Source organism: Francisella persica ATCC VR-331, assembly GCF_001653955.1.
Classification (GTDB): Bacteria; Pseudomonadota; Gammaproteobacteria; order Francisellales; family Francisellaceae; genus Francisella; species Francisella persica.
In genome coordinates this window covers 777,510-802,125 of sequence record NZ_CP013022.1, presented here as the reverse complement: position 1 = coordinate 802,125, position 24,616 = coordinate 777,510, and the positions used below count along the sequence as shown (strand labels likewise).

The following is a 24,616-nucleotide window of genomic DNA, read 5'->3' as shown; positions in this document are numbered from 1 at the left end:
TCACATCCTTGACATCATTTCCAAAAATGATTCTTTAGTTAACCACTCGGTATTGTTACCCGAATTATACTCAAAACCTTGTTCAACAAATTTTCCTTTCTCACCAATAGCATTCTCAAGAAAATTAGTTTTATATGCAAACTGAATCGTAGGGCAAAGTACATAATGATCATCAAACTCCAGTGTTAAATGGGAATCATCAGAAGGACACATAATCTCATGCAATTTTTCTCCTGGCCTAATACCAATAATTTTCAACGATAAATCAGGAGCCATTGCTTTTGCCAATTCTGTCATATACATAGACGGAATTTTTGGTACAAATATTTCACCACCTTGCATTCTCTCAAAGTTCTTCAGCACAAACCTAACCCCTTCCTCCAAAGTAATCAGGAAACGAGTCATCTTCTCATGCGTAATCGGAAGCTCTTTTACACCTTCTGATATTAACTTCTGAAAATAAGGAATCACAGAGCCCCTACTACCAAGCACGTTTCCATAACGAACGACTGAGAATCGAGTTTTTCTTGCACCAACCATATTATTAGCTGCTACGAAAAGCTTATCTGATGCTAATTTAGTTGCTCCATATAAGTTAATAGGATTTGCTGCTTTGTCAGTAGATAAAGCAATTACTTTTTCAACATTATTTGATAGCGCTGCTTTTATGACATTTTCAGCACCATGTATGTTTGTTTTTATACATTCCATAGGATTGTACTCAGCTGCTGGAACCTGCTTCTGAGCAGCGGCATGTATCACATAATCAACACTTTGCATTGCTTCTTTGAGTCTCTCAGGATCTCTTACATCTCCAATAAAATATCTCATACACGGTGCGTCATAAACTTGAGACATTTCAAATTGCTTTAGTTCATCTCTACTATAAATAATTATTTTCTTAGGATTATACTCAGATAAAAGAATTTCTGTATATTTTTTACCAAAGCTACCTGTACCACCTGTTATTAATATAATCTTATTATTAAACATTATATACTCTTTTTATTAAACATTTTACAAACCTTTGTACTTACTACAGTATTTATTTCACCTATATAAAACTCAATAGTCTCTTTAAACATTCTCTCAAAATCTTGTGATGGCTTCCATCCTAGCTCATTTTGAATTTTACCATTATCTATAGCATATCGCCAGTCATGGCCTTTCCTATCTTCAACAAATGAGATTAATCTACTATGTGGAGCATTTCGTGGCTTGTATTCATCCATTAGCTTACATATAGTGTTTATAAGTGTGAGATTATCAACTTCATTTATACCACCAATATTATAAACCTCACCTACTACACCTTTTGCCACAACTGTCTGAATAGCATCACAATGGTCCACCACGTATAACCAATCACGAATATTTGAGCCGTCTCCATATACTGGAATGGGTTTTTGATTTATACAACTATTAATTACAACTGGTATTAGCTTCTCTGGATGCTGATATGGCCCGTAATTATTTGAACAATTAGAAATTGTTACAGGTAGCTTATAGGTATGATAATATGCTCTAGCAATATGATTAGAACCTGCTTTAGATGCAGAATATGGTGAATTTGGCTCATACGCCTTTGTCTCGTTAAATGCTGGTTCATATTTTGCTAGTGTTCCATACACCTCATCAGTAGATACATGATGAAATCTACAACTATTTTCATCTAAACCCAATTCATCTAGCCAATATCTTTTGGCACAGTTTAAAAGTATAAAAGTCCCTATCACATTTGTTTCTAAAAACACTTTAGGGTTAACAATGGAATTATCAACATGTGATTCCGCTGCAAAATGCACTATAGTATCAATACTATGATTTTTTAGAGTTTTATAAACTAATGCCTCATCACAAATATCGCCTTTGATAAAAGTGTGATTATGCTCATTTGCTAAACCTCTTAAATTATCTAAGCTACCTGCATAAGTAATTTTGTCATAAGATACTATCTTAATATCATTGTAACGTGATAACATCATACGCACATAATTACTACCTATAAAACCTGCTGCCCCTGTTACTAATATGTTTTTTGCTTTATACATTTTCATAAATCCTTTTGTAATCTCTTTATACAATCTTGTAGGGAATCTTTCCAGTATGGTATTGTGATATCAAAATCTTGTTTTATTTTGTTTTTATTAAGCACACTATAGTGGGGGCGTTTTGCCTGAGTTGGATAGTCTACAGTCTCAATGGGGTTAACTTTGCAGTTTAATTTTGCAATCCTCATAATCTCTCTAGCAAAATCATACCAACTTGCTACACCTTCATTGGAGTAATTATAAACTTCAACATCTTGATTATTAAGCTTAGGCAATATTTGTAATATAGCACTAGCCAAATCCCTAGCATAAGTAGGCGTACCTACTTGATCAAAGATTACACCTAAAGATTCTCTTTCACTACCTAAATGCATCATTGTCTTTACGAAATTAGTCCCATAGTATGAATAAACCCAAGATGTTCTAATAATGATGGTGTTTTTTGGGTTTATGCTTTGGATAGCTTTTTCACTTGCTAACTTAGTAGCTCCATATATGCCTTGTGGATTCGTAGTATCTGTCTCTATATATGGTTTAAAGTTCTCACCATTGAAAACATAATCCGTAGATATATGTATAAGCTTAATATTGTAGTTTTTAGCAATTCTAGATATATTTACAACTGCTAAATGATTTATCTTATCAGCCATTTCCATATTAGACTCTGCCTTATCGACAGCTGTATAAGCAGCACAATTAATAATAATTTTTATATTATTGTCTTTTATAAACTTCTCAATCGCTTCATGATTAGTAATATCCAATAACTTACTATCCGTGAACACAAATATGTAATTTTGAATTTTGAATTTTGAATTTTGAACTAATTCTTTTAATTCGGATCCAAGTTGGCCACTACTACCTGTTACTAATATTCTCATATATTCTTATTTTTACAGTTATTATGTTATTAGCTAGTAGTGCACTAGTTAATTGGTACTAATAACTAATCACCAATTAAAAAAAAAATTAATAATAATTCGCACCATATTCAAACAAATCGCTTGCTTGAGCTAGTTTTGGCTGAACCTTATCTTTTACAGAAAGTTTCAGTTCAGATGATGGTACTTGCCAATCTATAGCAATATAATTATCATCAAAAGCTATCCCTCTATCACAATCAGGCGAATAGTAGCTATCAACCTTATAAGCAAATATAGTATCATCCTCTAAAACAACAAAACCATGAGCGAAACCTCTAGGGACTAGTACCTGCTTTTTATTCTCAGCACTTAGCTCTACAGCAACATACTGACCAAATGTAGGACTACCATTACGAATATCCACAGCAACATCAAGTACACTACCTTGTATAACTCTTACGAGCTTTGTCTGTGAATGAGGTGGCAGTTGATAATGCAATCCTCTAAGCACACCATAAGAACTTTTTGACTCATTATCCTGGCAAAAATTAATATTATAACCTAAGAAATCAAACAGTTTATCTTCGCGAAAAGTTTCAACAAAGTATCCCCTGTGATCGCCATGTACAGCCGGTTCACAGATGATAACATCCTCAATATCTGCACGAGTAAATTTCATCGTGGCACCACTCTTTCTTTAGCTCTTTTGATCAAATATTGACCATATTGATTTTTCTTCAATGGCTGTGCTAACTTTAGAAGCTGTTCTTTAGAAATATAGCCCATTTCATAAGCAATTTCTTCAAGGCATGCAACTTTTAATCCTTGTCTATCTTCTATAGTTTGAATGAAATTACTAGCAGCAAGCATACTTTCATGCGTACCAGTGTCTAACCATGCATACCCTCTACCCATAGTCTTAACTTTTAGGCGTACTTCATCCAAATACATCTGATTAAGCGTTGAAATCTCTAGCTCTCCTCTCTCTGATGGCTGTACCTGCTTAGCTTTCTCCACAACATCATTAGGATAGAAATATAGCCCTACGACTGCATAATTGGATTTTGGTTTTTTTGGTTTTTCTTCGATACTTACAACACTTCCTTCTGCATCAAAATCAGCAACTCCATATCTTTCAGGATCATCTACATAATAACCAAAGATGCTAGCACAATTCTCTTTTTCTACATCTTGAATACTTTTAGCGAACATTTTTGGTAAACCATGCCCATAAAAAATATTATCACCTAGCACAAGACAAGCTGAATCACCTTCCAAAAACTCTTCTGCTAATATAAAAGCTTGAGCAAGTCCATCAGGACAAGGCTGTACTATATATTTAAGATTAATACCTAAATCAGAACCATCTCCTAAAAGATTTTTAAAACTAGGTTGGTCTTGTTCTGTTGTAATTACTAAGATATCCCTTAATCCTGCTAGCATCAACACAGACAGAGGGTAATATATAAGTGGCTTATCGTATATAGGTGTTAGTTGCTTACTTACGCCTTTTGTAATTGGATATAGCCTAGTACCACTACCACCAGCTAATATTATTCCTTTCATAAATTATCCTAATAAGAACACACTTCAGTATCTAATAGATAGTATACGAGTAGAGCCACTAAATTTCAATCAAAGAGATATTTATAGACAACATAACTCTACTCGATGTTCAAAATGTAAAACTATGACTTTGCCAGATACCAATCATATATCCTTCTGATACCATCTTCAAGATCAACTTTATGCTTCCATCCTAGAGAGTGAAGCTTAGATGGATCTGTAAGTTTAACCATAGTACCATCTGGCTTAACAGTATTAAATTTAAGCTCACCATCAAACCCAATATTTTTTTTGATAAGTTCAGCCAATTCTCTAATAGAGATATCAATACCAGTACCAATATTAATATGAGTGTTTCTTATTTCTTTTGAATCATTAGAGTAAGTATCTTTAAAATCTCTATTCTCAAGTAAAAACACACAAGCATCTGCCATATCTTCAGAATATAAAAACTCTCTTCTTGGCTTACCTGTACCCCATATCTCCACAGAACTTTTGCTTATACCAAATTTAGACAGGTATTGCTTAGCCTGCTCAATAGAGTCTATAGCTAAATCTTTTAACACATCTTCTATTTTCCCTTCATTAAGAAGTTTAGCAAGATGTATTTTTCTAATCAAAGCTGGTAAAACATGCGATTTTTCAAGATCAAAGTTATCATTTGGTCCATATAAGTTAGTCGGCATCACAGATATAAAGTTTGTACCATACTGTAAATTATAGCTTTCACACATTTTTATACCCGCAATCTTAGCAATAGCATACGGCTCATTGGTATATTCTAATGGGCTAGTTAGTAAGCAATCTTCCTGCATTGGCTGAGAGGCTTCTTTAGGATAAATACATGTACTGCCTAAAAATAGAAGCTTCTTAACTCCATTTACATAGCTTTGGTGAATAACATTATTTTGAATCTGAATATTATCATAAATAAACTCTGCTCTATAAGTATTATTTGCAACAATCCCACCAACCTTAGCAGCGGCAAGAATTACATATTCAGGTTTTTCAGCACTAAAAAAATCTTCAACAACTTTTTGATTTGTTAAATCAAGTTCAGCATGAGTTTTTAGTACCAAATTAGTATAGCCTTTAGACTGAAGATTCTTAACAATAGCAGAACCAACCAAGCCTCTGTGACCAGCTACATATATTTTGCTATCTTCATGCATCTCTAATAATTCCTTACTCAAAATAGCTCATAATTTTATAGCCACCTTCTTTTAAATAAACATCTTTTGTCATTAACTTAAGATCACTTTCCATCATATCATTAACAAGATCTCTTAGGTCATACTCCCTATTCCAGCCTAATTTTTGCTCAGCCTTTGTAGGATCTCCTAATAATAAGTCCACTTCAGTCGGTCTAAAGTATCTAGGATCAACACAAACTACTACCTGACCTTCTGACAAATGCGATAAATTAACCCCTAATTCCTCAGCTCTAGATAAGTCTACAGAATCAACCACACCAATCTCATCAATACCTTCATTTTCAAATCTTAGGTTAATACCAGCATAAGCAAATGATAACTTAACAAAATCTCTAACTGTAGTTGTTTGACCAGTAGCAATAACCCAATCTTCAGGCTGATCAGCCTGAAGAATCATCCACATCATTCTTACATAATCTTTTGCATGACCCCAATCTCTTTTCGCATCTAGATTACCTAGATATAGTTTATCTTGAAGATTTAGAGCTATCTTAGATGCTGCTCTTGTAATCTTTCTAGTTACGAAAGTCTCACCACGAACTGGAGACTCATGGTTAAATAAAATACCGTTACAAGCATACATACCATACGCCTCTCTATAGTTTACAGTTATCCAAAAAGCATACATCTTAGCAACTGCGTAAGGTGATCTTGGATAGAATGGAGTAGTTTCGCTTTGTGGAATTGCTTGAACCTTACCATAAAGTTCAGAAGTACTTGCTTGATAAATTTTAGTTTTTTTCTCTAAACCAAGAAGTCTAACAGCCTCAAGAATTCTAAGCGTACCAGTACCATCAGCATTAGCAACATATTCAGGAGTCTCGAATGAAACATGTACGTGACTCATAGCCGCTAGATTATAGATCTCATATGGTTGCGTATCTGCTATAATTTTAGTTAAATTCATAGAGTCCGTCATATCACCATAGTGTAGAATTAGATTTCTATTTTCAAAATGAGGATCTTGATAAAGATGATCTATTCTATCTGTATTAAAGAGCGAACTTCTTCTTTTGATACCATGAACTATATAGTCTTTCTTTAATAAAAACTCTGCTAAATAGGAACCATCTTGACCAGTAATACCTGTTATTAATGCTACTTTTTTCATTTGTAACCCTTATTATTTACTTTATTAAATTCTATTAAAATCATCTTCAAGTCTAACAATATCATCTTCACCAGTATATTCACCAACTTGCGCCTCAATTAAGACCACTGGAATCTTGCCATTATTTGCTAGTCTATGCACCTCTCCCATACGAATATACACAGATTCATTAGGTCTAACGATAAATTCTTGATCCCCCTTAGTAACTGTAGCAGTACCTGATACTACTATCCAATGTTCGCTACGGTGATAGTGCTTCTGCAAAGACAATCTTTTGCCTGGTTTGACTTCTATTTTTTTAATTTTGTAACCTGGAGTATCTTCCAAAACAGTATATGTACCCCATGGTCTATGTGCTTTTAAGTGAATATTTTTCAATTCATCACTTAAAAGCTCTACAACTTCTTTTACTCGTTGTGAACTCCCTTTTTTAGCAATAAGAAGAGCATCTCCACTATCAACAACTATTAAGTCTTCTACTCCAATAGTAGCAACTTTCTTAGAACCATTCTCACTATGGATTAGATTATTTTTACTATCAATACTAATATGGTTGCTATTTATTGTATTATTATTGCTATCTTTAGGAAGTTGATCAAAAAGAGAGTCAAAGCTACCTACATCATTCCAGACAATGTCAGCGACGACCATTTTTATCCTATCAGATTTTTCCATCACCGCATAGTCTATAGACTTAGCTGGAATACTCATCATATCATCATATTTTATAGCATCTGAATTTTTCAAGTCACTTTTATCATAAACCTCAACACACGCTGCATATATTTCTAGTGAGTGTTTTTTTAACTCTTCTAAGAAGACTCCAGCCTTAAACATAAACATTCCAGAATTCCAATAATAAGATCCATCTGCTAAAAACTTCTCTGCTGTATCAGCATTAGGCTTCTCATGAAAGCTCCCAACATCAAAGTCACCTGAAGATTTAATATAACCAAAACCAGTATTGGCAAAAGTTGGTGTTACACCAAACGTGACAAGGAACCCCTCACTAGCTAATCTCTTAGCCTGAACCAATATACTTCTGTACCCGTCATCAACATTAATAACATGATCAGATGGTGTAACAAATACAATTTCCTGTGGATCTAACTTCATACATGCAAGAGCAATTGCAGGAGCAGTATCTCTACCAACTGGTTCTTCGAGAAAAATACTTTTATCTAAAATACCAAGCTCATCTAACTGATCTTTTGCTAAAAACAACTGTCCTTCGTTAGAAACTACCATCGTTAAACTGCATAAAGTGGAATTTCTCTCTACAGTTAACTGAAATAATGACTTATCACTAAACATTTTCACAAACTGCTTTGGCAATAGCTTTCTGCTAATAGGCCAAAGCCTAGTACCACTACCACCACAAAGTACCAAGTTTATCACAACATCTCCTATAGTATGTATCGCAATAAGCAAACAATCATTACCTCTCAAAATTATATTACTTTAAAAAGTAATTTTCCACAAACCAAGAGAATTACAAACTTGCTATTTCTTATATACCATATTACCAAAAACTTTATTCAAAAACCCTATCTTGGTAGCTATTAACCTAATTATTGGGTTAAATAATTTTGTCAGATAGGTTTTTTTAAATAAATTTTGCCTATACTCTTTAACAAACTCAGATGTGCAAAAATACTTAGCATCTTGAGGTAAAAAGATATCATCTTGATTATTACTTATAATATCTTTCAATTCTCTAGTAAGGTTATTAATATGTATAACACTTCTTTGGTTATTTATTTGAGGAAAGATAAAAGCATATCTTGCAAGTTTAACAAGCTTAGGATAGTTCCCTTTAGAACCTTCTCCGTATACCATTGGCGGTCTTACTATAGCAATTTTAAAACCATTCGATGCTAATGTTTTTAATTTAAGTTCTGCTTGAAGCTTACTATCACCATAAAAATCATCAGGTTGAGGTTCGGTATCTTTTGTTATTATTTTTTGCTGTCCTATTGGCGCACTATCACCATATACAATTATACTACTCATAAAGACAAACTGTCTCACACCAGAGCTTTTAGCTTTCTTTGCTAATTCAAAGGTTAAGTCTGTATTTATGGCATAATAACTATCTTTCATAGAAGGATCTTTTGATGTATGAGCAATACCTGCAACATGTAATATAGTATTATATTTAGAAAAATCTAAAGTTTGCCATGACTTGTCTCTTAATGATATTTTTTCGATAGCAAACTCATTTCTGTATTTGATTTCAAAAGAATTACCAATATAGCTATTTAAGCCAGTGATTAAAACTCTTTTCATACTATTTCTGATCTTCCTTCTTATCTAGAGAGCCTGTTCCACCTTCAACAACACCATTCTTTGCAAATACAGAAAAGACCGTTAAGAAAATACACTTCAAATCAAACCATGTACTTTTATATTTAGCATAGTCACCATCAAGCTTAGCCTTATCAGAAATTGGCAGCTCATCGCGTCCGTTAATTTGTGCCCACCCAGTTAAACCTACAGGAACATTATTAGCACCATATTTATCTCGTTCAGCTATTAAATCATCCTGATTCCATAGAGCAGGTCTTGGCCCAACAATACTCATTTCGCCTTTTAAAATATTTATAATTTGCGGCAACTCATCCAAAGAAGTTTTTCTCAAACATTTTCCTACTTTTGTTATACATTCTGATGGATCTTGTAACAAATGTGTCGGCATATCTTTTGGAGTATCTGTATACATTGTTCTAAACTTGTATATATAAAAAAACTTTTTATCTTTGCCATAACGCTTTTGTTTAAAAAGTATAGGGCCCTTTGAGTCTTTTTTTATCATCAAAACAATAATCAAAAAAACCGGACTTAACAGCACTAATCCGATAAAAGACAAAAAAACATCCAATAATCTCTTTACTACCCTATAAAACATCTAATTATTATAAAATCTAATCATTACTGAGATAATTATAGCAAATAAAATTTTACTTCGATTAAATTAAACTACACTTTAAAAATTTGTTTTTTCATATTTGATCAAACTTAGTATAATTAAAAAAATATTTTTAAAAAATCAATGATATGTTTGCATTTGTAATACCCTCCAAAAATCCTACTAATATGCTAGTAGACCTAGTCAAAAGAATAAGAGAAAAATCTAGTGATAAAATAATTATAATTAATGATGGTAGCAAAAATGGGCTAGAATTCTTTGATCAGGTTTTGGAAACTGAGAATGTACTAGTTCTCAAGCATGCTATAAATATGGGCAAGGGTGCAGCACTTAAAACAGCTTTTAATGAAATACTAGTTAACCACCCAAATATCAAAGGATGCATAACTTTAGATAGTGATGGCCAACACAGCGTTACAGATGCTTTAAAAATCGCAAAGATACTCTCAACAGGTGAAGATTTTGTCCTAGGTTGTAGAACATTTACCAAAGATATCCCTATAAAATCTTACTTAGGAAATACTATTTCTAAAAAAATCTATGCTTTCATACTTGGTAAAAAAATCAAAGATACTCAAACAGGCTTGAGAGGCTTAAGTAGAGAGTTCATGAAAGATTGTCTTAGCATTAAATCAAATAGATTTGAATTTGAAACAGAGCAGTTTGTGATTGCTGTACGTGACAAAATAAATATTTATGAAACAGATATTCAAACAATATACATAGAAAATAATTCAGGAAGTCATTTCAATCCACTGTTCGACTCATTAAGAATTTACTTTATTTTGTTAAGATATGTATCTGTTTCTTTTGCAACTTTCTTAATCGACTTCTTAGTATTTTCAATATCATTTGGACTAGGTGCAAGTGTTTCATGGTCAAACCTCTTAGCTAGGACAGCATCTATAGTTTTTCAGTACAATGCTTCTAAAAAATATGTTTTCAAAATAAATGTAGCAAAAAAATACAGTTTTATACTTTTTGTAGCATATGTATATTTAAGTGGTGTAGTATCTGTAATAATTCAAGAAAAAATAACTTCTTCAACAGGGCTAAACGTTTTGCTAGTTAAAATACTTGTAGAAAGTATACTTTTTATAGTTAGCTATAGTTTTGTTGGAACCATAGTTTTTAACAAAAAAGAGGTTAGTTAACAAGTGATTTTATTATTTGGCATTGCTTTTTATCTAGCGGTGCTTGCCCTTCCTTTAATTTGTAGTTACATATTTTTAAAACGATACGATTCAGCTATAAAGATAGCTTTATCTACGATAGTTAGTTTTAGCGGATCATGGTTATTATTTATCATCTTTTTAAATATAAAAGTAATGCCAATATCAACAAATATACTAAGAGCTATAGTTTTAACACTCGCTTATATAGCTTTAATATATATGTTTAAAATGAGATTTACTAAATATCAGCTTTCTATAGTGACTATTGTACTACTATTAATCATACCAATATACTGCTTTAATACTAAAGTTTTTATCGATTGGGATGCTTTGGTTTCATGGAATAGATGGGCAATAGAACTAGCACAAAACAAATACTACCCAATGGATACAGCCTACCCTATATTACTGCCATCTATTTGGTCACTTATATATAAGCTGCAAGGTACAACTCAAATTAATATCACAGCAAAAATTTCTCTTCTGTATCCAATTCTCATAGTATTATTGATGACACTGTCAATATATAGAAAAACAAGCAAAATATATGCAGTATCATTTCTAATAATGATCTATTCACATATGATTACTCCAGCTGCTACAAGTGGCTACATGGACTACCCAATAGCTTTTGTTGGCTGCGTCTCTCTATTACTACTTTATTTAGCTGAAAATAATAAAAAGGAATACACATTCACAATATACATATGTTTGGCTATTATTATTGCTGGCATTTCAATAATTATCAAACAATCTGGTATATTCTTTTTTATTTTTATAATCACATATATAGCAGTAAATATAAAACACCTCTCAAAGAGAAGCTTATTAACTATCTCTATTTCAACGCTAGGATCATTAATATTTATAAGCTCATTCTTAATTATATTCTACAAGCATGCACACAATTATGCTGGTAACTTAGAGTACCTAATAAACTTAACAAAAAATAGTAGTTTCTCTCATAAAATCTATATTTTTTTAAAAGGGGCTTCGGTATTAAACTTAATTATAAACACTCTAATACTTATTATAACACCTGTGCTATTCATCTATTCGATATATAAAAGTCCAAAAAATATAGTAAAACTCGAAAGCTTAACGCTTCTAGCATACCTAATTGGTACTATAGTTTGGCTTTTAGCTTTCTCATATGATTATAGAAATAGTGTGTGGGTACAAATGTTTGGAATAACTTCCTTAAGCATATATATTTCAAAATTATTGAAAAATAAGCACAATACAAAAATTTACCAACCCAACAAAAGTAAATTTAACTTAAGTTCAACAAGCCTTATAATAAAAGCAACTATTATTTCATTAATAGTTATATTTATATCATTAACCTGTAACACTAAACTATACAGCTTCCAAGAAAAAGCTCAAGCTAATATAGGCGGAGGAAAGCAAACAGGACTTATTATAAGCAATATCCTATCCAAGTCAGAGTGCTTAGTACTATACACAAATGATCAACCTGTAAAATATAACTTTTTCCTATCAGCATACCAAGATAGAATTCTTACGGGAGGCTGGGACATAAGCGATATAACAAATATCGTAGCACAGGCAAAGTTATCGAACTGTAAAGACGATAACTACCTATTACTTGGTACATGGACAATGTCCCAAAATAATAACCATAAACTTATTGATACTCTTATCATTAATAAAAAACTAATCCCAACGACATCAGAACTTACAGGATTATATCGTATCCAGCGAAATTAATTTAACTTATGATCAAACTCTGGAACTATCTTCTTCAGCAACGCCACCTGGACTTCTGGCTCCTCTGTAAATAGCTCTTTTAAATTATTTTCTAATATCTTTATATCATAAAATGTTCTTCTACCAATGAAAATATCTTTATACTCAGTGCTAATATCATTTTCGTCGACAAGCAATTCTTCGTATAGTTTCTCACCAGGACGTAAGCCTATTACTTCAATATCAATATCATCTCTGCCTGATAATTTTATAAACTGCTTAGCAAGATCAAGTATTTTGATAGGTTGACCCATATCTAAAACAAAAACTTCAGAATTTTTTGCAATAGCACCAGCTTGTAGTACTAGTTCACAAGCCTCTGGTATCAACATAAAATAACGCGTAATCTCAGGATGAGTAATAGTAAGAGGACCACCATTTCTAATTTGCTCTTCAAACTTTGGAATTACACTACCACTACTACCAAGCACATTGCCGAAACGCACTGCTGCAAGCTTAGTATTTTTTGGATCAACGTTTTGTAAATACAGCTCACAAACTCTTTTAGTAGCTCCCATAACATTGGTTGGGCGCACTGCTTTATCACTAGAAATCAGAATAAATGATTCGACACCTGTTTGTATGGCTAGATCTATAGCATTCTGGGTACCTAGAATATTATTTCTAATAGCTCTAGAAATATTTTCCTCAACCAAAGGGACATGCTTATAAGCAGCAGTGTGAAAGACTATATTTGGTGAATACTTTTCAAAAATATTAGCAAATGAATCTTTATCACAAACAGAGCATAAAATACTCTTAATGTCAAATTTTTTACACTCTTCCGTGATTTTATATAAGTTAAATTCACTATGATCTAATAAAACTATCTGCTTGGCTCCATATTTAATACATTGTCTAACTATTTCAGAACCTATGCTTCCACCAGCACCAGTGACAAGTATAATCTTTTCCTTGATAAAATTTGAAATAGATTTTTTATCTAAACTCTTAGAATCCCTAGATAAAAGATCATAGACTGAAACAGGCTTTAACTGTGACATAAAACTCTCATCTTGGAGCACATCTTCAAGAGGAGGCATAATTCTAATTTGACTAAAATCTTTTTCTAATTCTTTATAAATTCTTTTAATAATTTGATTAGCACTTTTGGGTAGGGCAATAACTAATAAATCAAACCTTGAGGAAAGTAACATTTTTTTTAGCTGTACACTAGATAGAATTCTTTTACCATCTATACTTCTTTTTTGTAAAGTTTCATTATCATCAACAAAACACTTTATGCGATAACCAACCGAAGCAAGCTCTTGAGCTATTTTTGTACCAGCAGCACCAGCACCATAAATTACAGCTGTTTTTGATTTATTAGTCAATCTTCTATTAGTCAAATGCCAGTAAAAATATACGCCTAAATTTATTAAAAATACATAGAATAAAAATTCTGAGAATATCAGTGCAAATCGAACTTTACCATAAAAAATAAATGCAACTATAAAAAATACTGGAAGGTTAATAAATACTTTACGCAAGAAAGTCTTTTGTGTAGATTTTCTCCAACTTGCCATATAGTCTCTAAGAAGTAGAAAAGATGCCAAACACCTTAAAAAAATAAGAAAAGCTAAAAAGTATGAATTAACATCTTGCTTGAAAATATAAGAAGTCCAGTTTACTGTAATAATAGTGATGAATATTATTACCAAGAAATTAAGTACTCTTTTATCATATAAAGATTTCATTCAATAAAAAATTAATAGATATTTTGATTTAATTATACCAAAGTATCTTAACCATATCTCATTTATGTAAACTAAATTTTCTCGTATATAAAACTAATTCAATAGTTTTTACATTTTGTAAATACCAAGATATCCATAACTCATTGTTATCAAACTAATCTTGATTACATCTACACTATTACTAGCAAGGTCTTTAGCGTTAATCTTTTTCACTAACTTAGCCTTAAGCTCATCAACATCTAACTGGTAAGCTATATCTCTTTGTAGGTTTAGTTTAGCCTTATCTAATCGGTTTTCTAAAGCTTGAATATAATACTTATACCTCTGCAAATAAGGCATAGGTTGTGTTAGAATAATTATCAGTAAAAAGCTCATTTAGCTAATTTCTGACAGCTGTAAAAAGTTCGATAAAATTAACTGCTATTTTCTTTAAGTTTTCTATCAAGTTGCCCTTTTGCTTTAGCTATCTCTGCAAATAACAGTTTAACCTTAGTTTTATTAGCTGTAAAACTCTATAAACCTCTACTATAAAACTCTTCAAAGCTTTTTTTGGCAATATGGGAATTCCATTCTTAGTATAAAAAACTCAAATCAATAGCTTTATTAATAATACTATCTTTTGAATCATTAAATTTTAATGACATCGATAAGCTTATTAAATCATTGTTTTTAATAAACAATTTTTAAGCGTAATTTAACCAGCTTTTTCACAGCATTTTGCATACAAACTTTAGTTTCAGCTGCAGTTTCTTTATATCCCAGTCGCATACCATCTTGATATTCTTCAAAATTATAAACCTTGATAGTTATACCATGTTCCCTTATTTGACTAGTATATGCTCAATAGTGCCAAATTGCCAATCATTATAAACTTTATCTTCAACTATTAGCTGTGGTCGCTGCACTAAGTCTTTAAGTTTTTGTTTTAGCTTATGTATGTCTTTATCTATAGCTAGAATTTTACTCTGTTCATCAACAACTTGTATATTTAGTACCAAGTGTTTTTCTAGCTCTTGATTGTGACAAATAGTTTCATCAACAACAAAACCAACCAATAAGAGTAATATGTTTTGCAACAATAGATTGTAATGGTTTATATTTATCAGCTTCAAAGTCTATTTATTTAAATATTGCTTGGGCATATGTTGGCATAGGTACACAGCTTTTGCGGATATTTTTGGGTAACAATTTTAGTAGCGCGACAATCTTATCATACAAAAAAACATACATTCCCCACTCTATTTTACTATAAGGTTAATATCATTAAGAAAAACAATAGGTACTATAACAGTTACACTATCTAGCTAATCTAATGGATCAAAATAATACTCTAACGGTAAATGTATATCACCAATACTCAAAACATCAGAAAATTTCTGCTGTGTAATATCTTCTGCATTATGTTTCATCAGCACTTTTATATCAAAAACAAAATTTTGCGGCTCTTTGGAGAAAGTCTTTCCATTTATCAAAAGTCACACCATCACAGACATCATCTGGAATAAAATCATCATAATGCTCAAACAATATTTCTTCACCAACCAAGATATCTCTTCTACGCGATTTGTTTTCAAGATCTTCAACTTGATTTATAAGCTTAAGATTTTGTTGATAGATATATGCCTTATAATCAAAATTACCATTAATCAAAGATTCGTAATAAAAATCTCGTGTTCATCTTGAGGATTTATCTTCGAATATTGTACTGGTTTTTTTTGAAAATATTTCTAAGCCATACAATGTTACTCTTTCATTTACTATTACGGCTCTGCGTTTTTTATTCCAAACAAGGTTGATCATAATGTTTTTAAACAAGGTGTCCTACCAAGCTCTCTAGCCACTCCGATTCATTTTTTTGCAACATTACGAGTATAAATCTTGGTTGTCTCGATAATTTCAGATGACATTATCCATTTAGGTTTATTTTAAAATTGTGGAGATCTAGGAAATATAAAAAATTAAGACCCCTTCCTAAATACTCTGCTTAGTTATAGCCAATATTACTTTAAAAACCCGTTGCTATAGCTTTATGGAGATTTTCATAATTTAATTCTTCGTTTGAAGATAACTTCCACTTAAACTGATGAACGACCTCAATAATTTGTTGATAATATTATTCCACTCATTAAATTTTAATTGGTAAAATAAAATTCTTTTTAAAAATATTCTTTTTTCTTTCTATTGGACAATTCTTTTTTGCTAAATTAAGGATAGCAATAAAATCTGAAGACTTATCCTTATCAAGCGAATGTATTTCTTCAGACTTTTGTTGAAAATTCAAAGGTTGCTCACACTGGTCTTGAATACTTTAAAAAACTAACTATTGAAACTATCTCTTTAAGAGTATTTTTCTATGTCCTTTGATAACTATTTTTGCTAATTTTAGGTCTAATGACATAGTTGCCATTTTTATCTCATCATCAGTAATTTTAAGCTTTTAATAATTAAGCTCTGAAATTGCTTATAGCTCAAATAAAAGCTTAAAGCCATCTTTAATAAATCTAGAATCTGGAGGATCCATAAAAGGAAATTTTTGGATATTGCCTAATCTCAAAAATAACATCTGCAAAATAACTAATGCTAGGTTAAGTACGCCAAATTTCAGGATCTGTGAATTCTTTACGATTATTAAAGTCTTCTTCGCTATACAGCCTTACACAAATCCCTCTGCAGATAACCTACCACAACGTCCTGCCCTTTGATTAGCACTTGCTTGAGAGATTTTTTCTACTGGTAATTGTTATACTTTTGTGCGATAACTATATCTACTTATCCTAGCTAAACCCGAATCTATAACATACTTTATGCGCGGCACTATCAAAGAATCTCTCGGCTACATTTGTCGCTAAAATAATTCTGCGTGTAGAGCACTCAGGGTTAAAAATTTTGTTTTGATCTTTATTAATAGCCTAGAGAATCAAGTAAAACTTCCGTAAATCTAAGATCTTGCTTATTTAGATAAGCTAAAGTTTCATAAATATCTCTTTCTGTTGGTAAAAAACTAATACATCACCGCTACCAAATTTATGAATAGAATATAAAATTCTTTCCTGTAGTGGAAACTCCTTAAAAACCTCACCACTTTGATAACGGATTTCTACCGGATAAGTTCTACCACTGATTGTAATAACTTTAGTATTATTAAAAAATGTTATAAACTTGTGATAATCAATCGTTGCCGAAGTTATAATGATCTTAAGATCAGGTCTAAAAGGTAAAACCTTCTTTATACACCCACCAAGTAAGAAGTCAATATTTAAACTTCTCTCATGATCATAATCTATGATAATTACTTCATATTGTGACAAAAATCTATCATTTCTTATCTCAGAGATTAATACGCCATCAGTCATTACCTTTATTAAAGTATTTTCATCACTTTGATCACTAAAGCGAATTTTATAGGCAACTTTTGAATGATCACTAATTTCTGCAGCAATTCTAGTAGCTATAGATCTAGCTGCAAGTCTTCTAGGATGAGTATTCCCTATCAAACCACACTTTCCTAAATAAGATCTAGACATATTTTAGGTAATTGAGTTGATTTACCTGAGCCTATCTCACCTGCGACAACTATAACTTGATTATCTTTAATAAGTTTTTTTATCTGTTCAACTTTCTCACTAACAGGTAAATCTGGATAAGTTATCTTAGATAAATTTTACTGATTAGTTAATGCAACCAAAGACTTTAACTTAGCAATAATCTCATTTTTAGTTTAAAGGATTACTATATATTTAGCGCGTAATTTAGTTGGTATTTTATTAATATAATCACTATATAAACTTTTACTTATACTCACGCTATTCAATTAATCGCTTTTTTATACCTGTTAGTTTTAGAATTTTATTAAGTAACCTTAAAACCAACATGATGGCTTTACTTATAAAGACAAAAATAGCTAACAAAACTAAAACCATAATATCTTTTAAAATATTCCAGAAGAGCTCTAACACTGAGAAGAAAGTTTTTAGTTTCATAGTAATCAATAGAAATTTATATTCTTAAGGAAGAAATTATAACATGAATAAAAAATAATTGATTTCATAAAGAATCAAAGCTTTGCTAGAATTGTATTTAGAGTCTTACTAGGCCTCATTACCGCATCTAGTTTTGCTCTATCCATATGATAGTAGCCACCAACATCAACTTTTTTACCTTGATCATCATTTAGCTCTTTGACAATTTTATCTTCATTTGCTTTTAGCTCTGTATAAATTGGTGCAAATTTATTTTTTAGCTCAGCATCATCTGTTTGCTCAGCGAGAGCCTTAACCCAGTAGAAAGCTAAATAAAAATGGCTTCCTCGAGTATCAAGTTCACCAACTTTACAACGTGGCGACTTATCATTATCTAAAAAATCCTTATTTGCTTGAGATAACGCCTCTGCTAATACCTTAATCTTAGTATCTCTTGTTTTGATAGCTAAATCCTCTAAAGATGCTCCTAAAGCTAAGAACTCTCCAAGGGAATCCCATCTTAAATGGTTCTCTTCAATAAGCTGCTCAACATGTTTCGGTGCAGAACCACCAGCACCTGTTTCAAATAAACCACCACCTGCTAGAAGTGGTACAATTGATAGCATCTTAGCACTTGTGCCAAGTTCTAGAATTGGGAAAAGATCAGTTAAGTAATCCCTCAAAACATTACCTGTAACAGAAATCGTATTTTTTCCAGCTTTCATTCTTTTTAAAGAGTACCTAGTCGCCTCTATTGGTGATAAGGTTTGGATATCTAAACCAGTTGTATCATGTAAAATTAGATATTCATTAACCTTGGAAATTAGGTTTCTATCATGGGCTCTTTTTGAATCTAACCAAAAGATCGCTGGATTCCTGGTTATTTTAGCTCTATTAACAGCTAGTTTAACCCAGTCTTTAACAGCGATATCTTTTGTTTGACAAGCACGCCAAATATCACCTTTGTCGACTTGATGTTCAAATATCACATTACCATCAGCATCGATAACTTCAACTTTACCATCAGCTTGAATCTCAAATGTCTTATCATGTGAGCCATACTCCTCAGCCTTTTTTGCCATTAGACCAACATTCGAAACATCGCCCATAGTTGTAACATCAAAAGCACCATTTTCTTTACAGAAATCAATAGTTGCAGCATATACTCCAGCATAACACCTATCAGGAATCATCGCTTTTATATCTTGAAGCTTGCCAGCTTTATTCCACATCTTACCAGATGAACGGATAGCTGCTGGCATTGAGGCATCAATAATCACATCACTTGGCACGTTGAGGTTGGTGATACCTTTATCAGAGTTTACCATTGCTAAATCAGGCTGTTTTACAAATACTTTTTCAATATCAGCATTGATTTTATCTTGGAGATCTTGAGGTAGCTGCTTGATTTTCTCTACTGCATCACCCCAACCATTACGAGGATTTACACCAAGCTCTTTAAATTCTTTAGCATATTTTTTGAAAACATCTTCAAAGAAAATTTCTACAGCATGACCAAATAATATTGGATCAGAAACTTTCATCATTGTGGCTTTCAAATGAAGTGATAGTAAAGTACCCTCTTTTTTAGCTTTAGCAATTTCTGTTTTATAAAATTCTCTTAAAGCTTTAACAGATATCTTAGTAGCATCAATAATCTCTTTTTCTTCTAATGCAAAATTTTCTTTAAGAACTGTTTGAGTGCCTTTAGTATCTGTATGTACTATTTTAACCTTAGTCGCTTTTGGTACTATATAAGATTTCTCATTAGCATAGAAATCATTATCAATCATACTCACAACATGTGATTTTGAATCTTTTGTCCACTCACCCATATAATGTGGATGCTTTTCAGCATATCTTTTAACTGCATCAGCCACTCTACGGTCAGAGTTACCCTCTCTTAAAACTGGATTTACTGCGCTACCTAGAACTGTTGCATAGCGTGATTTAATTTCTTGCTCTTTGTCATCTTTTGGCTCAAATGGATAATCAGGTATTTTATAACCTTGTGACTGAAGTTCTCTAATTGCTGCTATCAATTGTGGAATTGAAGCACTAATATTAGGTAGCTTGATAATATTTGCATCAGGAGTTTTTGCTAGTTCTACAAGTATTGCTAAATCATCAGACTGCTTTTGTTCATCATATAGATAGTCGTTAAAATTTGCTAGAATACGAGCTGCTAAAGAAATATCTTTGGTTTCTAGCTTGATATCCGCGACTTTAGTAAAGCTCTCAACTATTGGTAAAAATGATCCAGTTGCCAATGCTGGGGCTTCATCTGTGAATGTATAAAATATTTTATGCATTAAAATCTCCTATAGATAGAATTTCATTTTCTCAAATACTAACATAAAACTAGTAGGTATTTAATATCTCTAGTATTTTCTCATCAGACCTTGCAACTACTGCAAAATCCTTATGCTCAATTATTGGTCGTTCTAAAAGCCTAGGGTTAGCTGCAACAATCTCGATAAGTTCAGTTTCTGTAAATTCTTTATCGCTAAAATTTCCTTTCCAAATATTTTCTTTAGTACGGACTATATCTTTTATTGAGAGCTTAAGCTTTTGAAGTAGTGCTATGATCTCCTCTTTCGATAAAGGCTTATCTAAATATAAGTGTATCTCATAATTGATATTATTTTGATCTAGAATTTGCTTAGCTTGGCGTGATTTTGAACATTTTGGATTATGATAAATTTTCATAACAGTATATAATACGCTTAGGATGTCTATAATTATAAATTACATTGGTGTAGAAGTCATAAAAAAATAATTAAGTTAAGTTTATTTAATGTATCAATATAGACAAATATTATACAATGTTTATTAGAGTTAATAAGTTATTTTTAAAATAGATATTTGAAGGCTTAGCTAGTAACCAAATCTAAAAAGCTTCAGGAGGTATTTATGATCACTAAACCATGGAACAAAAACTACCCAAACAAGTACCTCAGTCTATAGATATCCCTAATATAACTTTAAACGATATGGTTCAAAGGCGCCAGTCAAGATTTCTCTAATAATGATGCACTAGTATGCCATAGTGAGAAAATAACATTAACGATGTTTGATAACTATGCCAATAAATTTGCTGGCTTCTAATAACTTGGCAACTGCAAAAGTAACCATATCGCGATTATGCTGCCGAATATTTTACAGTTTCCTATGGTAATTTTTACTTTGATAAAACTAGGTTGTGTTTTTATCAATATAAACCCGCTTTATACCAATAGAAATTAAAGGAATTCTCCAAGATTCAAAAGCGAAAAGAATTATAGTGCTATCAGCACTAGCTCATAATGTTGAAGCAATTGCAGATGAATGTAAAGACTTTAAACACCTAATGGTTACAAAAATTGCCGATCTTTACCAAAGCCCTAAGAAGCAAATAATTTCTTTTGGAGCAAGATATCTTAAAGGTATTAAAATAACCTTCAAAGATGAGTTACCTAAATAAAATACTGTTGGAAAAATAGATGTAAATGCATTACAAAAATAATATGCTAAGAAGTATGAACAATAAATAAATTGAACAGCTTGATGCTTAAGGAGCTAAAAATGTTCAACAAGATTTATAAAATAGCCAAAAAACCACGCCGGTAATTTCGTAAACAGAATAAACTGCCATGAATGCTGGTGATAATTGGTTTGAACAAGATATATTTCAAAGTAAACCTGATTTTAACAAGCTACACAGCTTAAAAAAATTGAACTTACTGCAGAAGAAAAGTCATTTTTAAAAATGAAACAACCAAATTATTTGAAATGCTTGATGATTGGCGAATAAATTACCAATAAACTAAGTATTGAGGCTTGAGATTTTATCAGAACTAAAGGTTTCTTAGGCTTAGTCATTGGTAAGGACTACGGTGGTAAAGGTTTCTCAGCTGCCGCTCATTCTGAGATTGTAATACAAAAAGTGTCACCGCTGCAATTACGGTGATCGTACCAAATTCACTAAGTCCAAGTGAGCTTTTAGTCCACTATGGTACAGATAAGCAAAAAGATCATTATCTGCCAAGACTAGCAACTGGTCAAGAAATACATTGTTTTGCATTTATTGGTCCTAAAGCTGTGGATCTGATGCAACCTCGCTACCTTGATTATGGTGTTGTTTGCTATGAAGATTTTAATGATCAAAAAACTCTCGGCATCAAGCTAAGAAATATTAATAAACGCTATATCACATTAGCTCCTATAGCTACCCTAGTTAGCTTAGCTTTTCAATTACAAGATTCTGATAACCTACTTGATGGCAAAGGTAAAAAGGCTCAACATATGCACCACTACCATATAACCATAAAACCTAGAAATTGGTAGACGTGGTTTTTCGCTTAGGCAGGCTTTTATGAATGACTATATCAAGTTAAGGATGTTTTTATTCCGATTGATTGGATAATTGGTGGACAAAAAATGGCTGGTGAAGGGGTGCATGCTAGTTGAGTGTATAGGTAGAGCAATTTCATTACCAGCCTGTGGCACATAATGTCTACAGTTATGACAGCTGCTTATGCTAGTATACGTGAACAATTTAAGATTCCAATTTCCTAGTTTGAAGGTGTCCAAGAAAAACTTGCTGAAATTGCTAGGCTTGTATATATCGCTAATGCAACTCGTTAATTTACAGTTGTAGCCGTCGATAGTGGTATTCGACCATCAGTATCATCTGCTATAGCCAAGTGTCATCTAACCGAGATGGAGTCGTATTACATATTAACAATGCCACTGTATATCCACGGTGGCCATGCGATTATTATGGACCAAATAACTATCTTGCTATTCCGTATATGGCTACGCCAATTGGTATAAACGTAAAATGCGCCAATATTATGACGCGAAATCTGATTATATTTGTCAAGGAGCGATGAAATGCCATCCATATGTACGGTAGTGAGAGATAGAAAGATTGATGAATGATGATGAAGAGCAATTTATTAGTAATTTTTAAAATTATTTTAATATATATAGCTCTCAACGGTACACGCATGCTTTGGTATGATTTAAGTGGTGGTTTCACTGCTTCCTACTATCTCTATATTTCACATATGAGTACAGCATACTTTTTATGTTAATGATATTTAAATGACTATTTTAGGAGTAGGTATGAAGCGTCAAGAAGATTATCATCTCGTCTAGGAGATATTATGAGTTACCTGTATATGGCAGTTGCTCTATTGAAATACTATAAGGATACCTGTGAGGCCTCAAAATGAGGATATTTTTGTCGATTGGAGTATCCAACATTGTCTATACCAAGCTTAACAAGCAATGCTAGATTTATTTAGAAAATTCCCAAATAGAATATTTGCTACTAAAATTGAAACTTTTTGTTTTTCCTTATGGTAAAAAGTTCATAAGACCTTTAGATAAACTTGAAGAGCAAATCTGTAAGTCATTAGTTAGTAACAGTACCACTAGACAATCGATGAAAGATAAATGTTATATTCCTAATGATGATAATGATTCAATCGGTAGAGTTGAAAATGCGTACTTAGCATCGTTAGTAACTCATACTATCAAGAAAAAACTGATGCAATTAAGACTGATATTACCTAAAACCAACTGGTCAAACTGTATTGATGCCGCTAGAAAATAAAATCATATCACAACAAGAGGATAATACTATTAAAAGAAATGCTTACTAAGGTTGATAATATTATTTAAACAGATGAGTTTACGATTATACTCTAGGACCTAAAAATGCTCATCCAGAATGGCAGCAAATGCTGAAAAATAGTGTACCAATGCCATTCCACCTAAATTGCAGAATCTAAAAAAGATGCATATAATAAACACCGGGAGGGAAATATGACTGAGTTAGAAAAGAAATTTGAAGAAATGCTAGTAGCCGTTCGTGATAAGACTATTGATCTCGAACCTAATAATAGTCAAAAACTAAAACTGTATGCTTTTTATCAGCAAGTTTTAAAAGCGACAATAATACTAAAAAATTCGGCTTTAAGGATAGTTGAGCGTACTAAATGTATGGTGTGTAATGCAATTAAATGGTATGTTGAAAGAAGATGCTATGCACGGTTACTTAAATGGCGATGAGTATCTTCCTACTGGAGAAAGTGATAGTAGTAAGCCAACCACAATGGCAAATAAACTGGAACCTGTATTAACCATAAATCACAGCGTAAAGCTATTGATAAAATTTTGGTGCTGGAACAATGGGAGCACAAATTGCTGCTCACTTTGTAAATGCTAAATTTCCAGTTGTGCTTTTGATTTAAGATCTCAACAAGATAATCCCAATGCTATTATTGAAACAT

Annotated in this window: 15 protein-coding genes and 4 pseudogenes; 5 read left to right on the top strand and 14 right to left on the bottom strand. The window is 32.0% G+C overall.

Going from position 1 to position 24,616, the window contains the following annotated elements:
- From pseB to FSC845_RS03610, 10 genes are all read right to left on the bottom strand, one after another.
- On the bottom strand, positions 1 to 993 hold the full coding sequence (gene pseB, locus FSC845_RS03655) for a UDP-N-acetylglucosamine 4,6-dehydratase (inverting) (protein WP_064460773.1): 993 nt from the start codon (positions 991 to 993) through the stop codon (positions 1 to 3).
- Positions 993 to 2,051, bottom strand: a complete 1,059-nt coding sequence (gene rfbB / locus FSC845_RS03650; RefSeq protein WP_064460772.1) for a dTDP-glucose 4,6-dehydratase — start codon at positions 2,049 to 2,051, stop codon at positions 993 to 995. The genes pseB and rfbB overlap by 1 nt, the downstream gene beginning before the upstream one ends.
- 2 nt (positions 2,052 to 2,053) lie before the next feature.
- On the bottom strand, positions 2,054 to 2,932 hold the full coding sequence (gene rfbD, locus FSC845_RS03645) for a dTDP-4-dehydrorhamnose reductase (protein ID WP_064460771.1): 879 nt from the start codon (positions 2,930 to 2,932) through the stop codon (positions 2,054 to 2,056).
- Between the two features lie 88 nt (positions 2,933 to 3,020).
- Positions 3,021 to 3,593, bottom strand: coding sequence for a dTDP-4-dehydrorhamnose 3,5-epimerase (gene rfbC / locus FSC845_RS03640; protein WP_064460770.1), 573 nt, complete (start codon positions 3,591 to 3,593; stop codon positions 3,021 to 3,023).
- A complete protein-coding gene (gene rfbA, locus FSC845_RS03635; protein WP_064460769.1) occupies positions 3,590 to 4,480 on the bottom strand; it encodes a glucose-1-phosphate thymidylyltransferase RfbA in 891 nt (296 codons plus the stop codon). The genes rfbC and rfbA overlap by 4 nt, the downstream gene beginning before the upstream one ends.
- A gap of 122 nt (positions 4,481 to 4,602) precedes the next feature.
- Complete coding sequence (locus FSC845_RS03630; RefSeq protein ID WP_064460768.1) at positions 4,603 to 5,652, bottom strand: GDP-L-fucose synthase family protein; 1,050 nt, start codon at positions 5,650 to 5,652, stop codon at positions 4,603 to 4,605.
- Between the two features lie 13 nt (positions 5,653 to 5,665).
- Entirely contained in the window at positions 5,666 to 6,805 is a 1,140-nt protein-coding gene (gmd, locus tag FSC845_RS03625) for a GDP-mannose 4,6-dehydratase (RefSeq protein ID WP_064460767.1), read from the bottom strand.
- A gap of 24 nt (positions 6,806 to 6,829) precedes the next feature.
- Positions 6,830 to 8,203 (bottom strand): mannose-1-phosphate guanylyltransferase/mannose-6-phosphate isomerase, encoded by a 1,374-nt coding sequence (locus FSC845_RS03620; RefSeq protein WP_064461723.1) that lies wholly within the window; start codon positions 8,201 to 8,203, stop codon positions 6,830 to 6,832.
- Between the two features lie 105 nt (positions 8,204 to 8,308).
- Positions 8,309 to 9,094: an NAD-dependent epimerase/dehydratase family protein gene (locus FSC845_RS03615; RefSeq protein WP_064460766.1), complete on the bottom strand. Its 786-nt coding sequence runs from the start codon at positions 9,092 to 9,094 to the stop codon at positions 8,309 to 8,311.
- Between the two features lies 1 nt (position 9,095).
- Positions 9,096 to 9,713 (bottom strand): sugar transferase, encoded by a 618-nt coding sequence (locus FSC845_RS03610; protein WP_064460765.1) that lies wholly within the window; start codon positions 9,711 to 9,713, stop codon positions 9,096 to 9,098.
- Between the two features lie 149 nt (positions 9,714 to 9,862).
- Between FSC845_RS03610 and FSC845_RS03605 the strand changes: the two genes are divergently transcribed.
- On the top strand, positions 9,863 to 10,888 hold the full coding sequence (locus FSC845_RS03605) for a glycosyltransferase (protein WP_064460764.1): 1,026 nt from the start codon (positions 9,863 to 9,865) through the stop codon (positions 10,886 to 10,888).
- A 249-nt stretch (positions 10,889 to 11,137) separates the two neighbouring features.
- Complete coding sequence (locus FSC845_RS03600; RefSeq protein ID WP_144416469.1) at positions 11,138 to 12,640, top strand: hypothetical protein; 1,503 nt, start codon at positions 11,138 to 11,140, stop codon at positions 12,638 to 12,640.
- Here the strand turns inward: FSC845_RS03600 and FSC845_RS03595 are convergent.
- From FSC845_RS03595 to arsC, 4 genes and pseudogenes are all read right to left on the bottom strand, one after another.
- Positions 12,637 to 14,376, bottom strand: a complete 1,740-nt coding sequence (locus FSC845_RS03595) for a polysaccharide biosynthesis protein (RefSeq protein WP_064460762.1) — start codon at positions 14,374 to 14,376, stop codon at positions 12,637 to 12,639. The genes FSC845_RS03600 and FSC845_RS03595 overlap by 4 nt on opposite strands.
- Positions 14,377 to 18,172: pseudogene (gene hrpA / locus FSC845_RS10040) on the bottom strand (ATP-dependent RNA helicase HrpA). It lies immediately after the preceding gene.
- Positions 18,173 to 18,430: 258 nt separating this feature from the next.
- The gene (locus FSC845_RS03585; protein ID WP_064460761.1) at positions 18,431 to 20,647 is read right to left on the bottom strand and encodes an NADP-dependent isocitrate dehydrogenase; all 2,217 of its coding nucleotides are present in this window, start codon (positions 20,645 to 20,647) and stop codon (positions 18,431 to 18,433) included.
- 49 nt (positions 20,648 to 20,696) lie between these two features.
- Positions 20,697 to 21,044 carry an arsenate reductase (glutaredoxin) gene (gene arsC / locus FSC845_RS03580; RefSeq protein ID WP_064460760.1) on the bottom strand — a complete coding sequence of 116 codons (348 nt, stop codon included), beginning with the start codon at positions 21,042 to 21,044 and terminating at the stop codon, positions 20,697 to 20,699.
- A 204-nt stretch (positions 21,045 to 21,248) separates the two neighbouring features.
- Here arsC and FSC845_RS09630 point away from each other — a divergent pair.
- The 3 pseudogenes from FSC845_RS09630 to FSC845_RS07180 all read left to right on the top strand — a co-directional run.
- Positions 21,249 to 21,768 (top strand): annotated as a pseudogene (locus FSC845_RS09630) (AMP-binding protein); the annotation flags it as partial.
- Positions 21,769 to 21,899: 131 nt separating this feature from the next.
- Positions 21,900 to 24,115, top strand: a pseudogene (locus tag FSC845_RS09290) (acyl-CoA dehydrogenase).
- Positions 24,116 to 24,149: 34 nt separating this feature from the next.
- Positions 24,150 to 24,612: pseudogene (locus tag FSC845_RS07180) on the top strand (acyl-CoA-binding protein); the annotation flags it as partial.
- Positions 24,613 to 24,616: the final 4 nt, after the last annotated feature.

Coding starts and splice junctions, on each gene's coding strand:
- pseB (WP_064460773.1), bottom strand. CDS start 993: ATGTTTAATAATAAGATTATATTAATAACAGGTGGTACAGGTAGCTTT.
- rfbB (WP_064460772.1), bottom strand. CDS start 2,051: ATGTATAAAGCAAAAAACATATTAGTAACAGGGGCAGCAGGTTTTATA.
- rfbD (WP_064460771.1), bottom strand. CDS start 2,932: ATGAGAATATTAGTAACAGGTAGTAGTGGCCAACTTGGATCCGAATTA.
- rfbC (WP_064460770.1), bottom strand. CDS start 3,593: ATGAAATTTACTCGTGCAGATATTGAGGATGTTATCATCTGTGAACCG.
- rfbA (WP_064460769.1), bottom strand. CDS start 4,480: ATGAAAGGAATAATATTAGCTGGTGGTAGTGGTACTAGGCTATATCCA.
- FSC845_RS03630 (WP_064460768.1), bottom strand. CDS start 5,652: ATGCATGAAGATAGCAAAATATATGTAGCTGGTCACAGAGGCTTGGTT.
- gmd (WP_064460767.1), bottom strand. CDS start 6,805: ATGAAAAAAGTAGCATTAATAACAGGTATTACTGGTCAAGATGGTTCC.
- FSC845_RS03615 (WP_064460766.1), bottom strand. CDS start 9,094: ATGAAAAGAGTTTTAATCACTGGCTTAAATAGCTATATTGGTAATTCT.
- FSC845_RS03610 (WP_064460765.1), bottom strand. CDS start 9,713: ATGTTTTATAGGGTAGTAAAGAGATTATTGGATGTTTTTTTGTCTTTT.
- FSC845_RS03605 (WP_064460764.1), top strand. CDS start 9,863: ATGTTTGCATTTGTAATACCCTCCAAAAATCCTACTAATATGCTAGTA.
- FSC845_RS03600 (WP_144416469.1), top strand. CDS start 11,138: ATGAGATTTACTAAATATCAGCTTTCTATAGTGACTATTGTACTACTA.
- FSC845_RS03595 (WP_064460762.1), bottom strand. CDS start 14,376: ATGAAATCTTTATATGATAAAAGAGTACTTAATTTCTTGGTAATAATA.
- FSC845_RS03585 (WP_064460761.1), bottom strand. CDS start 20,647: ATGCATAAAATATTTTATACATTCACAGATGAAGCCCCAGCATTGGCA.
- arsC (WP_064460760.1), bottom strand. CDS start 21,044: ATGAAAATTTATCATAATCCAAAATGTTCAAAATCACGCCAAGCTAAG.